At 62.6% G+C, this 14,492-nt stretch carries 16 protein-coding genes; 14 read left to right on the top strand and 2 right to left on the bottom strand.

The annotated features are described in order from the left end of the window. The first annotated feature begins 2 nt into the window (after positions 1-2). Positions 3-725 carry a hypothetical protein gene (locus ENJ54_08490; GenBank protein HFC09868.1) on the top strand — a complete coding sequence of 241 codons (723 nt, stop codon included), beginning with the start codon at positions 3-5 and terminating at the stop codon, positions 723-725. Positions 726-817: 92 nt separating this feature from the next. Here ENJ54_08490 and ENJ54_08495 read toward each other — a convergent pair whose 3' ends face one another. Together ENJ54_08495 and ENJ54_08500 are read right to left on the bottom strand one after the other, a co-directional pair. Next, a complete protein-coding gene (locus ENJ54_08495) occupies positions 818-1,621 on the bottom strand; it encodes a DUF92 domain-containing protein (GenBank protein ID HFC09869.1) in 804 nt (267 codons plus the stop codon). Beyond that, the gene (locus tag ENJ54_08500) at positions 1,618-2,502 is read right to left on the bottom strand and encodes a hypothetical protein (GenBank protein HFC09870.1); all 885 of its coding nucleotides are present in this window, start codon (positions 2,500-2,502) and stop codon (positions 1,618-1,620) included. Before ENJ54_08500 ends, ENJ54_08495 begins: the two co-directional genes overlap by 4 nt. Positions 2,503-2,608: 106 nt before the next feature. Here ENJ54_08500 and holB point away from each other — a divergent pair, with 106 nt between their 5' ends. The 13 genes from holB (at position 2,609) to ENJ54_08565 (ending at position 14,492) form a co-directional block, all read left to right on the top strand. Beyond that, positions 2,609-3,604: a DNA polymerase III subunit delta' gene (gene holB, locus ENJ54_08505; GenBank protein ID HFC09871.1), complete on the top strand. Its 996-nt coding sequence runs from the start codon at positions 2,609-2,611 to the stop codon at positions 3,602-3,604. Between the two features lie 21 nt (positions 3,605-3,625). Then, positions 3,626-4,624, top strand: coding sequence for a TIGR03617 family F420-dependent LLM class oxidoreductase (locus ENJ54_08510; protein ID HFC09872.1), 999 nt, complete (start codon positions 3,626-3,628; stop codon positions 4,622-4,624). 3 nt (positions 4,625-4,627) lie between these two features. After that, on the top strand, positions 4,628-5,902 hold the full coding sequence (locus ENJ54_08515; GenBank protein ID HFC09873.1) for an insulinase family protein: 1,275 nt from the start codon (positions 4,628-4,630) through the stop codon (positions 5,900-5,902). A gap of 37 nt (positions 5,903-5,939) precedes the next feature. Further along, the gene (locus ENJ54_08520) at positions 5,940-7,184 is read left to right on the top strand and encodes a class I SAM-dependent RNA methyltransferase (protein HFC09874.1); all 1,245 of its coding nucleotides are present in this window, start codon (positions 5,940-5,942) and stop codon (positions 7,182-7,184) included. A gap of 127 nt (positions 7,185-7,311) precedes the next feature. Next, positions 7,312-7,770, top strand: a complete 459-nt coding sequence (locus ENJ54_08525; protein ID HFC09875.1) for a hypothetical protein — start codon at positions 7,312-7,314, stop codon at positions 7,768-7,770. Between the two features lie 18 nt (positions 7,771-7,788). Then, a complete protein-coding gene (locus ENJ54_08530; GenBank protein HFC09876.1) occupies positions 7,789-8,127 on the top strand; it encodes a hypothetical protein in 339 nt (112 codons plus the stop codon). Between the two features lie 116 nt (positions 8,128-8,243). Beyond that, the gene (locus ENJ54_08535) at positions 8,244-8,864 is read left to right on the top strand and encodes a redox-sensing transcriptional repressor Rex (GenBank protein ID HFC09877.1); all 621 of its coding nucleotides are present in this window, start codon (positions 8,244-8,246) and stop codon (positions 8,862-8,864) included. 277 nt (positions 8,865-9,141) lie between these two features. After that, on the top strand, positions 9,142-9,963 hold the full coding sequence (locus ENJ54_08540; GenBank protein ID HFC09878.1) for a DUF4388 domain-containing protein: 822 nt from the start codon (positions 9,142-9,144) through the stop codon (positions 9,961-9,963). A gap of 48 nt (positions 9,964-10,011) precedes the next feature. Next, the gene (locus ENJ54_08545; protein ID HFC09879.1) at positions 10,012-10,551 is read left to right on the top strand and encodes a GTP-binding protein; all 540 of its coding nucleotides are present in this window, start codon (positions 10,012-10,014) and stop codon (positions 10,549-10,551) included. 48 nt (positions 10,552-10,599) lie between these two features. Next, positions 10,600-11,499, top strand: coding sequence for an alpha/beta hydrolase (locus tag ENJ54_08550; protein HFC09880.1), 900 nt, complete (start codon positions 10,600-10,602; stop codon positions 11,497-11,499). Continuing rightward, positions 11,496-12,053, top strand: a complete 558-nt coding sequence (locus tag ENJ54_08555; GenBank protein ID HFC09881.1) for a hypothetical protein — start codon at positions 11,496-11,498, stop codon at positions 12,051-12,053. Before ENJ54_08550 ends, ENJ54_08555 begins: the two co-directional genes overlap by 4 nt. A 51-nt stretch (positions 12,054-12,104) precedes the next feature. Next, a complete protein-coding gene (locus ENJ54_08560) occupies positions 12,105-13,388 on the top strand; it encodes a multidrug transporter (GenBank protein ID HFC09882.1) in 1,284 nt (427 codons plus the stop codon). A 3-nt stretch (positions 13,389-13,391) separates the two neighbouring features. Next, complete coding sequence (locus ENJ54_08565; protein ID HFC09883.1) at positions 13,392-14,492, top strand: shikimate dehydrogenase; 1,101 nt, start codon at positions 13,392-13,394, stop codon at positions 14,490-14,492.

Below are 14,492 nucleotides of genomic sequence, written 5' to 3' on the forward strand. Positions count from 1 at the left end.
TCATGTCTTTGGAATTTATCGACGAACCCCAACGCAAGAAAAAATCTTCGGGCTGGATCTGGAACTTGCTCACGGTGCTGATCGTGGTGGCGACGCTGTGCATGTTGAGCGGCTTCATGTTGGTCTTCATCAACCCTTATGTGCCGTTCAACCCCTTTCCCCCGCCCACGCTGCCGCCGACGCTCAGTTTCCCGAGCCCCACAGCCACCCTGCCGGTGGTCACGCTTCCCCCTACCTGGACGCCAACGCCTACCATTACCCCCAGTCCGACGAGCACGCCCACGCCGGCGCCGACGCTGACACCTACCCCGACGGTGCCGCCCACCCCAACCCTTTCGCCTACGCCATACCCCTATGAACTCCAGCCCGGCACCCCGACGTACAGCACCAGCAAGGTGTTCCACAGCGCCGAGGGTTGTAATTGGCTGAGTGTGGCCGGCCAGGTACTGGATGCCAGCGGCAAGCCGGTGGTCATCAACGTCATGGTGCGAGGGGAACTGGCAGGCACGCCGGTGGAACTCTACACCATCAGCGGCACGGCCACCAACTTCGGGCCGGGTGGTTACGAAATTCAACTGGCAGACCATCCCATTGCGAGCAGCCACACCCTTTACATTCAGTTGGTGGACCCCAACGGTTTGCCGGTTTCCCCGCAGATTTACTTTGATACCCACGACTCGTGTGAGGAGAACATTACCCTCATCAACTTCCGCCTGAGGCCGTAAAAGGCGCTGCGCCCCGTGGGGGGCTATGAGACCGCAGGTTGTTTGCTCATTCGCAGGATGTTGCAGCGAGGGGCAGGCAACCTGCGGTTTTTTTATTGCAACCAGGCCCACACCGCGACGGCCAGCGCCGCTCCTGCGGCGGAAGCCAGCGCGTTGACGACATCGTTGTTCATCCAGCGCCACCCCCGTTGCCGGTGCGTGGGCGTGCCGCAAGTGTGGCGCGGCGAATGTTCGGTTTCCTTTTGGCAGGCAGGGCAAAAGAACATGGCCTGCACGGTGGCCCCCAGCAGGGAATCCAGCAAGGCGCCGCCCCATCCGCCGAGGGTTACGGCCAGCGCAGTGGCCCAGGTGGGGGCGCCCCACAAAGCGCAGCCGCCAAGCAGCGCCGCGCCGCCAAAGGCTGCCGCCAGCCCCACGGGGGAGACCCCGCCCGAGGTCCCCGGCGGCACGGGATGGCCTGTGAGAATGTGGCGCGGCTTCCAGGGGGAAAGCACGCCGATTTCCGTTGCCCATGTGTCGGCGTTGACGGCGGCCAACGCCCCCGCGAAAGCCACCCACGCCCAGCGGGCTTCCGGCTGCCAGGCGTGGAACACCGCTAACGCCGCCGCCAGCCCCCCGTTGGCGGCTACCTGCCCCCAATCGCGCTGGCTGCCTTTGGCGAACTTTTCGCTCAGGGTGTGCTTGCGGTGGCGGAAAAGGTGCGAAAGCGCGCTGGAAGAGATGAAGAAAACCAGCAGCAACGCGGCCCAGGCCCAACCGCCCAGGCCAAACACCAGTCCCCCCACGACCAGGGCAGCCCACGCGCCGCTGGAAGCCAGCGCCCGCGCCCGATAAGCGCCCCACGCCACCAGCGCGGCCGCGGCGCTGCCCAGCCCCACCTGGGCGAACAGGCTCATCCTGCACCCCCCAGCAGCACCACGCCTACCGAGGCCAGAAAGCCCACGGCAGCCACTGCACCGACCACCCAGATGAGGTAGGCCATGGCTCGGCGGCTGGGGGATTGGTAAGCAAACAGCCCCAGCCCGGCGTTCAGGCCCTGGAAGAGCACGGCGGCTGCTGCCAGCAACACTGCCCGGTCATCGGCGACGGCGCTGCTCCCCCCTGCCAGGCTCGAGGCGGCCAGGCTGCTCCAAATCACGGCGGCGAGGGTGGCGCCCCAGGCCGTCAGCAAGAGCGCGCGGGCGAAAGCATCGCGCCAGATGGCGTTCAGCCAGCGGGTGGGGCGGTGCGAGACGGGTGCCACGGTTTCCAGCGAGCCTTCCTCGGCGGCGCGCCGCACGGCTTCCAGGAAGGCCGCAGGGTCGGCGGGTGAAATCACAAAGCGGCGATCTTCGGTAGCGATGACCACCAGCCCTTGTGGCTGGGCGGCCATGAAGGTAAAGCGCAGGTTGCCTGCCTGCCGCTCGCCCGTCAGGTTGCCCGGCCACCGCACGCGCGGCAGAGGGAGCGGCGTTTCCAGCGCCTCGGCCGTTTGCACCCACACCACGGCCTGCAAGGGCACTTCTTCCACCCACCAGCCCCATTGCAGCACCAGCCGGTCGCGACTTACGGTGTAGGCTGCCCGCTGCAGGGCATACGCGCCGTAAAGCAGCAGCGGCAGCGGCGCGGTGAGAAGCAGCCCCAAAAGCAGGAAAGCCAGCCCGCCGCGTGCTGGCTGCGCCGCGAGGTAATAGCATACGCCCGCACCCGCCGCCAGCACGGCGGCAGCCGCGATCTGCACCGCAGTGCCGGGGTGGTGAGGAGGGGTAAAAGCAGGGGAGGTCTCGGAAGGCATCATTTTTCTGCCGCCAGGCTGAGAAAGCGTGCCGCCATTATATCAGGGGAGGGAATGGCAGCAAACGGTTCCCCTTGGCTTCTGCCTCGCTTTCGGCTACAATGGGGGCATGGCGTGGGATTTGATCGGGCACGCGTGGGCTGAGGAACTGCTGAAGGGGCATATTCGCCGCGGGGCCGTACGCCATGCTTACCTCATCACCGGTCCCAACGGCGTAGGCCGCCGCACCCTCGCCCTGCGTTTGGCCCAGGCGCTCACCTGCGAGCAGCCCCCCGCGCCGGGGGAAGCCTGCGGCGTGTGCCGCAACTGCCGTCAGATAGCCAGCGAGCAGCACCCCGACTTGCACATTGTCCGGCGGGCGGAAGGCACGCGCGTCGTCAAGGTGGAGCAAATCCGTGCACTGGAGCGTTTGCTGGCGCTGACGCCGCGGGCGGCGCCTTATCGGGTGGCGTTGTTGCTCAACTTTGAGGAAGCCCATCCCAGCGCGGCCAATGCTTTGCTCAAAACGCTGGAAGAGCCGCCGCCTCATGTGGTGCTGTTGCTCACGGCGGAAAGCGCCGAAGCGCTTTTGCCCACGGTGGTTTCCCGCTGCGAGGTGCTGCGGCTGCGCCCCCTCAACCCCGCGGCCCTGGCCGAGGCGCTCCAGCGCTGCCACGGCATGCCGGCGGAAGAGGCTGAATTTCTGGCGCACCTTTCCGGCGGCAGGCCGGGCTATGCCCTGCGCCTGCACCAGACCCCCGAACTGCTGGAAGCCCGCACCGAAGCCCTGGAAAACCTGCTGGCGCTGCTCCCCGCCGACCGCATCCGCCGGTTTGCCTTTGCCGAAGACGCCGCCAAAGACCGTTCTACCCTGGTGGCGTTGTTGACAGTGTGGCTTTCCTTCTGGCGGGATGTGCTCATGGTGGCTTCCGGCGCGCCCTCGGCGCTCACCAACATTGACTATCGCGCGCATCTGGAAGCCCTGGCGGCTGTCGTTCCGCCGGAGCGCGCGCTCGCCGTGGTGCAGGCCATCCTTCAGGCCCTCGATGATGTGGACCATTATGTCAACACCCGTCTGGTGGCTGAAAACCTGATGCTGGCCTTCCCCCTAATTCCTAATTCCTGATTCCTCCCTTTTCCCATTCTGATGCCTATGCACTTCGATGCTTCCCTTCCCCCTTTACCGCTTCGCGATGTGCCTCCGGTGGCGCAGGCTGCCGAGGCGACGGGGTTCGCTGCTATTTGGACGACCGAGACGCAGCACAACCCCTTTCTGCCGCATCCGCTGATTGCCGAACACACCCGCCGTTTGCAAATGGGCACCGCGGTGGCGATTGCCTTTGCCCGCAGCCCCGCCGACCTGGCCTACACCGCGTGGGATCTGGCCGCGGTCTCCGGTGGCCGGTTCATCTTGGGGTTGGGCACCCAGGTCAAGGCACACATCACCCGCCGCTTTGGCATGGCATGGCCCGACTCGGTGGTGGGCAAACTGCGGGAAGAAATTCAAGCCATTCGTGCTTTTTGGCGCACCTGGCAACACGGTGAAAGGCTCAATTTCCGCGGCGAATATTACAAACTGACGCTGATGTCGCCGTTTTTCAACCCTGGCCCGATAGAGCACCCTGATATTCCCATTTACATCGCGGGTGTCAACACCGGGCTGGCGCGGTTGGCGGGTGAGGCCGCCGATGGCTTCCTGGTGCATCCCTTCCACACGGTGCGCTACCTGCAGGAAGTGCTGCTCCCGGCTATCAACGAGGGCGCGGCCAAGGCGACGCGTCCCCGCCCGCAAATTCAACTGACTGCTTTCGTGGTGACCGACGCCGAAGAGGAAAATTTCGTGCGCTCGCAGATTGCGTTCTACGCGAGCACGCCTTCTTACCGGCGGGTCATGCGCTTGCATGGCTGGGAAGATGTGGCCGAGCGGCTTTCCGCCCTCGCTGCCCGCGGCCAGTGGGAAGCCATGCCCGCGCTGGTTTCCGACGAAATGCTGCACACTTTTGCCGTCGTGGCTTCCCCCGCCGAGTTGCCGGCGGCTTTGGAAGAGCGTTACCGTGGGCTTGCCGACCGGTTGAGCCTCTATACCCCCTTCGTCCCCGGCCAGAAAGACGACCTCTGGCAACGGCTTACGCGCCACTTCAACTAAACCATGACCCTCACTCGTTCCATTCCCGGCCCTGACGACATCACCCGCACCACCCTACCCAACGGCATCACCGTGCTGACGCGCCCCAACTTTCAGAGCCAGTCGGTGGTGCTGAGCGGCTTCCTGCAGGTGGGCGCGCTGTTTGACCCTGATGAGAAACTTGGCCTGGCGCGCTTCACCGCTGGCATGTTGCTGCGCGGCACCGAGCATTACACCTTCGACGGCCTCTACGACCTGCTGGAAGCCAACGGGGCGCGCCTTGCTTTCAGCGGGCATACCCACACCACCGGCTTTAGCGGCAAGGCGTTGGCCGAAGACTTGCCCCTGTTGCTGCGCCTGCTGGATGAGGCCCTGCGCCGTCCTACCTTCCCGCCCAACGAAGTGGAGAAATTGCGCGCCCAGTGGTTGACCTCTTTGGCGCTGCGGGCGCAAGATACCGCCGAAATGGCCGAACTGGTCTTCGCCCGTCTGGTCTACGGCGACCATCCTTACGCCCGCCCCGATGAGGGTTACCCCGAGACCATTCAGGCCATCAGCCGCGACGATGTAGCGGCTTTCCACCGGGCGCACTATGGCCCGCGCGGCATGGTGATTGCGGTGGTCGGGGCGGTTTCCCCCGAGGCGGCGGTGGAAGCCGTCGCCGCGGCCCTGGGCGAATGGCAGAACCCGGGGCAGCCTGCCCCGCCTCAACTGCCGCCCCTGCGCCCGTTGGAAAAGACCGCGCGTGCCCATGCGCCCATCCCCGGCAAGAGCCAGTGCGATGTGGTGGTGGGGGCCGCAGGCCCGGCGCGTGCCGACGCCGACTACCTGCCCGCGATGGTCGGCAACACGATTTTGGGGCGCTTTGGCCTCATGGGACGCATTGGCGACGCGGTGCGCGAGCAGGCCGGGCTGGCCTACTACGCCTACTCTGAACTGCACGGCGGCTATGGTCCCGGCCCGTGGGAGGTCAACGCCGGCGTTGCGCCGCAGCACGTGGAAAAAGCCCTCGACCTCATCATCGCTGAAATCCGCCGCTTCGCGACCGAACCGGTGACGGCCGAGGAACTGGCCGACGCCCAGGCCGGCATTATCGGCAGCCTGCCGCTGAGTTTTGAGAGCAATCACGGCGTGGCGGGCGCACTGCTGACCATGGAGCGTTATGGCCTGGGGCTGGATTATTACCGCTGCTTTGCCGATCTGGTGCGCGCCGTGACGCCTGAAGCCATTCTGGAAACAGCCCGCCGTTACCTCGACCCCGACCGCCTGGCGGTGGCCGTGGCCGGGGAAATCGATTGACCCGCGCGAGGCGGCGGTGATCTTTTGGAAGCCCGGTATGAGCGAAACTTATGAGGTGCAACTGACAACCTGGGCTTATGGCGGTGAGGCGCTGGGGCGGCTGGAAGACGGTCGCGCTGTGTTCGTGCCGTTGGCCCTCCCCGGTGAGCGGGTGCGCGTGCGCCTGACGGAAGACAAGCCCCGTTACGCCCGCGGGGAAGTTACGGCGCTTTTGGAAGCCGCTGCCGACCGGGTTGCGCCTCGTTGTCCGCTTTATGGGCGTTGTGGCGGTTGTCATTATCAGCACGTGGCCTACGCGGCTCAATTGACCGCGAAGCGGGCTATTGTGCGCGATCAACTCGTCCGCATTGGCAAGTTCCCCGACCCCGCGGTGGCACCCACGGTGCCTTCGCCTGCCGTGTGGGGCTATCGTAACCACATCCAGATGCACCTTTCGCCGGAGGGGCGACTGGGGTTTCGCGCCCCCCGCTCGGCAGAGGTTGTGCCCGCGGAAGATTGTCTGCTGGCAGCCCAGCCGTTGCGCGACCTCATTCCGCACCTGGTGCTGGAAGCCGGAAGCGGTGTGGAGCGTGTCCATCTGCGGGTGGGGGCGGGCGATGAGGTGTTGCTTTGGCTGCGGGGGCAGCGCCCCGCGCCGCCTGCCTTCCAGGTGGATTTCCCCCTTTCGGCGGTGTACACCAACCCGGAAGGGGCAGCCTTTGTGCTTGCGGGGCGTGGCTTCCTGCCTATGGAGGTGAAAGGAAAGGTTTTCCGCGTTTCGGCGGCTTCGTTCTTCCAGGTCAACCTCGCGGTGGCCGAAGCCATGATCGACCACCTGTTGGAACACCTGCCGCTGACGCCGCGTGCCCGGCTGCTGGAACTTTACAGTGGTGTGGGACTGTTCAGTGCTTTCCTGGCGCCGCAGGTGGGGGAACTTGTGGCGGTGGAGTCTTCGCCGGAAGCCTGCTATGATTTTGGCGCCAATTTAGATGCTTTCGACCATGTCGCGCTTTATGAAGCCCCGGCGGCGATGGCGCTGGAACACCTCGCTGCCCAGGGCTTCCAGCCGGATGTGGCGGTGCTCGACCCGCCCCGCAGCGGCCTCAGCCGCGCGGCATTGGATGGCCTGATGGCGCTTGCCCCCGCGATGGTGGCTTATGTTTCTTGCGACCCCGCGACCCTGGCTCGCGATGGCCGCCGTATGGCGCGCCACGGCTATCGTTTGGTGCATATCACGCCTTTCGATATGTTCCCCCAGACTTATCACATCGAAACCATCAGCCTTTGGGAGCGGCGCCGCTAAAAACGTGACAAATGCCCAAAAAAGGGGTGCCATTCATCGCTGGACAGCGGTGGATAAACCCCCTACAATGACAACGGTAGCAGTAGGTGTGCTGCCGTTTTTTATTCGTTACTTGGCGGGAGGGGCCATGCTGCGCTGGTCGTTTCTTCATGGAATTATCTTCGGCCTGCCCCTGGTGGTGCTGACGGTGCTGTGCGTCTCGTATAGCAGCAAGTTGGGCAAGGTGCGCCCGTGGCTGCGGCAACATCGGCCTTCGTTACAGCGGTGGGGGTGGGCAAGTATGCTGTTTTTTGCCTGGCTCACACCGTTGAGCGGCATGGTGGTGATGTATGTTCACCCCGAAGCGTGGACGGCAGGGCACGCGGGGTGGCGCAGCCTGGGGTTGCCGTGGATGGCTTCCTGGGGGATGATGGTGCCTGTGGCGGCCACGACGTGCGTGTATCTGGCGCGGCGCGCCCGCCGACGCGCGTTGACCCCAACCTGGTATCGCCGCGGGTTGTGGGTTTTGATGACGGTGGCTTTGGGTAACACCTTGCTGGCTGCCCTGTTGGGTAGTATGACGGCGCAAGGCATTTTCTACCACTGAGTTTGGTGAGGACAAAGCATGGCATTGCCGCTTCATCAGGAAGAATTCATGGACGGGCGGGAAGCCGCTGCGATGACCGCTGCTGGCGTTGGCATTTTGGCTTTGGGGTTGGTGATGCCGGTGGGAGCATGGCTGATCACGGTGATCGGCGCCCCCTGCCAGTGGACGCGGCCGGTGTTGTCGGCGCTGGCGCTGGCGATCTGGGGTGGCACGTGGATGGGGCTGCGTTTGCGCTGGCGCGGCCGGGCGCAACCGGCGCGCCGGGTTGTTTTCGTGATGGGTGGATTGGTGCTGCTGGGGTTGATTGCGGGCTCACCCTGGCTTGTCGTGTTCTGGCATCATGCGATGTTGCCATAGCCTTGGGTAACGCAGGAGGTTGTGAGCAGGGCGCAGGGGGCTTGTACCAATTTGCACAAATGCCTGAAATCTGGTAAATTATGCTCAAGTCATTCTGTTGCCCAGGGAGAGGGTTTATGATGAGCCGCCAAATTCCCCATATTGTTGTCAGTCGTTTACCGATTTACCTGCGGGCTTTGGAACACGCGCTGGCGGAGGGGCTGACTTGCATTTCTTCGCAGGAGTTGAGCGAGCGGTTGGGTGTTTCGGCAGCCCAGATTCGGAAAGATTTGTCGATGTTTGGCGAATATGGCAAGCAAGGGCGGGGATACCCTGTTGAAGCGTTGATTGCAGCCCTGCGCAGCCATTTGCACGTGGATAAAGTGTGGGATGTGGTGCTGGTGGGTGTGGGCGACCTGGGACACGCCTTGGCGCGCTACAAAGGCTTTGCTGAGCGCGGCTTTCGCATTGCCATGGCGTTTGACAAAGACCCCGCCAAAATCGGCAGCCAGGCGGGCGATTTGGTGGTGGAAGACATTCGCACCATGGCTCGTCGCGTGCAGGAGGCGGGCATTCAGATTGGCATGATTGCCACCCCCGCCGCGGCGGCCCAGGAAGTCGCGAACGCCCTGGTGTTTGCCGGTGTGCGGGCTATTCTCAACTATGCCCCTATCCATCTCACCCTGCCCGAAGACGTGCGGGTGGAGTATCTCGACCCCGTCATTCCGCTGCAGCGGATGACCTATTATCTGGAATGAGGCTGGGCGGCGGGGCGCCAAGCCAGTTCGCGCCTGCTCCCGAGATTGTGCCCCTTTCGCCCCCAGGTGCGCTTGCGCCTGGGGGATTTTGCTTCCGGTCAGGAAGCGACGGGCGAGGTTTCGGAAACCCAGGCGGGCGCTTAAGTAAAGAGGGGAGCCCCACCTTAGAGCGGCCGGGCGCGTTTGACGCCCCGCGAGGTTACAAGTATAATTCTTTTGCTTTCGCGCTCGTGGCAGGTGGTGCCGCGGGCAAAATGCTATCCATCAGGGAGCCATCATGGCGCTCAAGGGAAACTTGCGTGATTTTTCCATCACGCAATTGCTTAATCTTGTCAACCTGGCCCGCAAAACAGGGATGTTATACATCCGCGGTGCAGAGGCCAAAGCGGAAATTTATTTTCGGGAAGGCAAACTGGCCTACGCCGCGATGAGCCACCAGCCTAACGACCTTGCTTCGGTGCTCTATCGCGAAAAGAAACTCAGTGCGGGGCAATATAAAGCCATCAAAGCCCGTAAAGAGCCGATGAACGACAAGGCGTTGGGGCTGTTGCTGGTCAATGCGGGCTATCTATCCCAGGAAGAGATTTTACAATGCCTGCAAGCGGCCTATGTGGGCGTGGTCAAACGCCTTTTTGCATGGGCTGAAGGGTATTTTGAGTTCGACGGCAAAGCGCCGCCGCCCCCCGGCCGCATTCTCGTGCGGGTGGATTTGGAAAACCTCATCATTGAGGGCGCGCGCCAGTTGCGGGAATGGGAACAACTGCAAAATGAAATCCCCGACCTGGATATGGCCCTCAAATTCACCGACCGTCCCGACACCAACCTGCGCAAGCTGAGCCTGAGCGTGGAAGAGTGGCGGGTCGTTTCGTTCATTAACCCCAAGAACACCATCCGCCAAATTGCCCGCGCCACCAAGATGAACGACCTGGAAATCCGTCGCATTGTATATGGTTTGCTCCAGGCCGGGTTGGTGGAACTCGTGCGGCCTGAACACAAACCGGCGCCCCCGCGCCCCATTCATACTGCTCTGGAAGGCAAAACCAAAGACGAACAGCGCTCGCTGGTCAATCGTCTGATTTCCCGCATTCGCGGCCTCTAAGCACCTTGGAAGTCCCCTTTCAATGATTTTTGACCGAGGAATTATGCCATGCAGACTGTAAAAATTGTGGTGACCGGCCCCTTCAACGCAGGCAAAACGGCCTTCATCCAAACAGTGAGCGAGATCGACGTGGTTGCGACGGAACGCAAAATCACCAGTGAGGCCGAAAGGGTGAAAGATACAACCACCGTCGCGATGGATTTTGGCCGCATCACCGTCGACGAAGACCTGGTGCTCTACCTCTTCGGCACCCCTGGGCAACGTCGCTTTGATTTTATGTGGGAAATCCTCTCTGAAGGGATGTTGGGCTTTATTGTGCTGGTCGATAGCACCCGCCCCGAGACCTTCCGAGAGGCTCGTAGCATTCTGGAGACCTTCCGGGCCTACGCGCCTACGCCCTACGTGGTGGCCGCCAACAAACAAGATATGGAGGACGCCTGGGACCTGGAAGACATGCGCATTGCCCTGCGGCTGGATTCCCGCGTGAAGTTGCTGCCCTGCGTGGCAACCGACAAAGAATCGGTGAAAAAAGTGTTGCTGGAATTGTTGTTCAGCATCATGGAGGAAATTGACGGCGGCCAGGCGTAGCCTTGCCACGGCTCACGCCGCCCGGCGAGAACGGCGGCCAGCGGTCTTGTGTACCGGCGAGCAAGGGCGGGGCTTTCAGGCCTCGCTTTTCTCACCTTCCTCGGCATCCTAACCATTGAGGCCATCGTGTCTTCTATCACCACCGATCAGGGTGTTGTTCACTATGAGGTTTTCGGGCGCGGTAAGCCCGTCATCTTGCTGCACGGCTGGTTAGGCTCCTGGGGCGTGTGGCAGGAAACCATGACTTACCTGGGGCGCTATTACCGCGCGTATGCGTTGGATTTTTGGGGCTTCGGCGAATCGGGCAAAAAGCGCGATTCCTATGACGTTGCCGATTTCGTCAGCCTGGTGGACCAGTTCATGGAGCAACTGGGCATCAGCCGCGCCCCCCTGGTCGGCCACAGCATGGGGGGCACGGTTTCTTTGAGCGTCGCCATTCGCTACCCGCAGCGCGTCAGCCGGGTGGTGGTCATTGGCTCGCCTATCAATGGGAATTCCCTTTCGCTCTCGTTGAAACTGGCCGGCTACCGTCCGGTGGCTTTCCTGGTCTATCACCAGATGACTTTGCTCAAACTGGGCATTCGCCTGACCTCGCCAATGATTACCAAAGACCCGCGTTGGCCTGAGATGATGGACCGCGACCTTTCTCAGACCACGCTGGAATCTTTCTTGCATAGTATTGCCTCACTGCGGCGCACCAACCTCGAAGCCTCGCTGGCGCAAATCAAAGTGCCCGTGATGGGCATGTATGGCAGCAAAGATGTCATCGTCAACCCGCGCCAGTGGATTGCGCTCAAACGGGGCGTGCCCCATGCTGAAATTGTCCGCTTCAAAGAAGCCGGGCATTTCATCATGCTCGACCAGCCCCGCGCCTTTATGGCTTATTTGCACGCTTTTCTGGAAGGTGAGCGTCCTCCGGAACCCCTGACGGAGGTGTTGGAAGCATGAGGCCCCAGGCCGAAGCGGTTGCCACCGACGAGGCGGTACGTCGGGCCTGGCAGACAGCAGTGCATGAAATTTTGGGGCCGGAAAGCACGCTGCCCGAGCCGGAAAGTCCCCAGCGCCCGTGGGAAAATCTGCTGCCGGCGCTCTGCGACCGTTATGGGGAAGCCGCGGGCCTGGGGGTAGGGCTGCGCATTGGGCGCGCTTTTGCCCGCCAGATGATCCCTCACATTGCTGAAGAGCCCCCTTTCCAGGCTGTGGCGTTCCGCTTTTCGCCCTGGCCGCGAAAAATGGCCGTAGGGCTTCGCCACCTGGCAGGGTTGGCTTCCGATTGGTTTGGGTTGGCTGTGGAAGTCGAATCGGCCCCGCGCGCGGTGCTTTGGCTTCCTCAGCGGTGCCCTTTTGTCCCCCCGCACGCTGAGGCTGCCTACCGTTGCACCCCGTGGGAGGGCTTTTTGCAAGAAATGCTGTACTGGTTGAGCGGCGGACGGTTGTTTACCGTGCAGACGACGGACGACCACCCCGCCGCGTTTCACATTCCCCACCGCCCCCTGCATTGATGCCGCCCTTGTGGCGGATTCCCCTTTCAGGTTGTCCTGCGAGCGCTTTCTATGCTCAAAATTATTCTGCGTGACGACCGGCATATTCCGCCTTTCAATGAACCAGCACGCGACTTGCGGGTTCATAACAAACCGCTCTGGCTGGCGCAGCGCGACGTGCTCACGCCGTATGTGGAGCGGGAGATTGAAATTCGCGCCGGTCGCCGCCTTCCCCCTGTGCGCGAAGAAGCGATCGTCTATCGCGACAATCTCTTGTTCGACGAATTCTACATCCGCGCCTTCCTGGAAGCCGCTCGCAAGCGCGGCAAGCCGGTGCGGGCAGCCTTTGCTGCCGACGACCCCGCCTTTCGCGAGCACGCTTTGCCCCTTTCGGTCTCTTACACCCAGCAGGGCGACATTTATCTTGCCGACCTGTGGTATTACCCCCACGGCACGGCAACCGACGAAGAGCCGGAGCCGTTGGTGATTGACCTGCAGGCGCGGGAAATCGGCTATTACCACGTCCCAACCTACATGGCGACCGAGCAGGGCGACCTGGTGTTTCAGGTGCCGCTGCGCGCCCTGCTGGCGATTGATAGCTGGGTGCATATTTTCATTGCCGACGTGGTGTTTGGCGTTTTTGCTCGCGGGGCGCGTTTCGAGGCGCACCTCAACCGAGACCCGTTTTTCAAACTGAAAGTGCTTGCCAAGGCGATGTATGAGGGCAAGCAGGTGCTCTCTTCGTCGCCGCTGGTGGTGGTGGGGCGCAACGTTGTGATTGACCCCACGGCGGTCATCCACGGCCCAACCCTCATCGGCGACAATGTCACCATCGGGGCTGGCGCCGTGGTCGATAATTGCATCATCGGCGATAACGTCAACATTTCCCAGGGTTGCCAGTTGTTGCTCTCGGTCGTGGGCGATGGCGCTTTCCTGCCTTTCCGCGCGGCTTTGTTCATGACCACGTTGATGGATAACAGCATGGTCGCCCAGAACACCTGCTTGCAAATGTGTGTGGTTGGCCGCAACACCTTCATTGGTGCCGGCACCACGTTTACCGACTTCAACCTGATTTCAGCCCCCATCAAGGCGCGCGATGGGCATGGTTTGTTGCGCGATGCCAACCGTCCGGTGTTGGGCGGCTGTGTGGGGCACAACTGCCGGCTGGGTTCCGGCTTGGTGATTTACCCCGCGCGGATGATCGAATCGGATGTCGTGCTGGCGGCCTCGCCGGAGCGGCGAGTGATTATGAAGGACGTCCCCTACGAGGAAAGCGACCATCACCATCTGCGCGGCGGCCACCGCCATCCTCGCCTTTACCCCCGTCCTGGGGAAGATGCTTCCCATACCTGGTGAACCGTGGATACTTTCGCTTTCATCATTCATCCCATCGATCCCAAACGCGATGTCAGCCGCAAGTTCCCGCTTTTGGGGCGCATCCTCACCGAGCGGCAGATAGACTTTTTCTCTACCTTCTTCCCGCCGGTTTATATTTCCGAGATCACCGGCATTGTCTCTCAGGCTACCGGCAAGGAAATCAAGGGGTGGTTTGTTGCCTGCCCTTACACCCCCAGGCGAATGCTGGAACTGCCCGAGCGGATGGTATACCGCAAAATCATCCAGACCGGACGCCTGGCCGAGCGGCTGGGCGCCAAAATTTTGGGGCTGGGTGCTTTTACTTCGGTGGTTGGCGACGGCGGTTTGACGGTAGCCAAAGCGTTAGATGTGCCCGTGACCACGGGCGATTCGTACACCGTGGCGATTGCCGTCGACGCCGTGTGGGAAGCCGCCCGCTTGATGGATATTCCCCCGGCCGAGGCGACGGCCGCGGTGGTGGGGGCTTCGGGCGCCATTGGGCGTGTGGCTGCTACGCTGATTGCCCGGCGGGTGGGTGAGGTATACTTAATAGGGCGGCGGCGCACGGCGTTGGAAGCCGCGCGCGAGCGCATCGCCGCCAATGGCGGCCGCGCCCGCTTGCGCGTGAGCACCGATATGGGCGACCTGCGCCACGCACAACTCATTCTCACTGTGACCAGTGCCCTGGATGCCGTGGTTGAGCCGGAGCACCTTCAACCCGGCAGCGTGGTGTGCGACGTTGCCCGGCCGCGCGATGTTTCTGCCCAGGTCGCCGCAGTGCGCGACGACGTGCTGGTCATTGACGGCGGGATGGTGGAAGTGCCCGGCCCGGTAGATTTCCATTTTGATTTTGGCTTCCCGCCCGGCAAAGCCTACGCCTGCATGGCCGAGACCATGGCGCTTGCCCTGGAAGGCCGCTTTGAAGATTACACCGTAGGCAAAGAAATTTCCCTCGCACGGGTGGAAGAAATTGCTCACATAGCAAGCAAGCACGGTTTTCGCTTGAGTGGTTTCCGGTCGTTTGAAAAGCCGGTGACCGCCGAACACATCGCTCGGGTGCGCGCCGCAGCCCAGAAACGGCGGGCGTCGCGAGCAGGGAGGTAG

It is taken from the genome of Chloroflexota bacterium, assembly GCA_011322445.1.
GTDB lineage: Bacteria > Chloroflexota > Anaerolineae > Anaerolineales > DRMV01 > DRMV01.

Bases quoted from the DNA above. Each gene is read 5' to 3' on its own strand.
- ENJ54_08490 (HFC09868.1), top strand. From the start codon at position 3: ATGTCTTTGGAATTTATCGACGAACCCCAACGCAAGAAAAAATCTTCG.
- ENJ54_08495 (HFC09869.1), bottom strand. From the start codon at position 1,621: ATGAGCCTGTTCGCCCAGGTGGGGCTGGGCAGCGCCGCGGCCGCGCTG.
- ENJ54_08500 (HFC09870.1), bottom strand. From the start codon at position 2,502: ATGATGCCTTCCGAGACCTCCCCTGCTTTTACCCCTCCTCACCACCCC.
- holB (HFC09871.1), top strand. From the start codon at position 2,609: ATGGCGTGGGATTTGATCGGGCACGCGTGGGCTGAGGAACTGCTGAAG.
- ENJ54_08510 (HFC09872.1), top strand. From the start codon at position 3,626: ATGCCTATGCACTTCGATGCTTCCCTTCCCCCTTTACCGCTTCGCGAT.
- ENJ54_08515 (HFC09873.1), top strand. From the start codon at position 4,628: ATGACCCTCACTCGTTCCATTCCCGGCCCTGACGACATCACCCGCACC.
- ENJ54_08520 (HFC09874.1), top strand. From the start codon at position 5,940: ATGAGCGAAACTTATGAGGTGCAACTGACAACCTGGGCTTATGGCGGT.
- ENJ54_08525 (HFC09875.1), top strand. From the start codon at position 7,312: ATGCTGCGCTGGTCGTTTCTTCATGGAATTATCTTCGGCCTGCCCCTG.
- ENJ54_08530 (HFC09876.1), top strand. From the start codon at position 7,789: ATGGCATTGCCGCTTCATCAGGAAGAATTCATGGACGGGCGGGAAGCC.
- ENJ54_08535 (HFC09877.1), top strand. From the start codon at position 8,244: ATGATGAGCCGCCAAATTCCCCATATTGTTGTCAGTCGTTTACCGATT.
- ENJ54_08540 (HFC09878.1), top strand. From the start codon at position 9,142: ATGGCGCTCAAGGGAAACTTGCGTGATTTTTCCATCACGCAATTGCTT.
- ENJ54_08545 (HFC09879.1), top strand. From the start codon at position 10,012: ATGCAGACTGTAAAAATTGTGGTGACCGGCCCCTTCAACGCAGGCAAA.
- ENJ54_08555 (HFC09881.1), top strand. From the start codon at position 11,496: ATGAGGCCCCAGGCCGAAGCGGTTGCCACCGACGAGGCGGTACGTCGG.
- ENJ54_08560 (HFC09882.1), top strand. From the start codon at position 12,105: ATGCTCAAAATTATTCTGCGTGACGACCGGCATATTCCGCCTTTCAAT.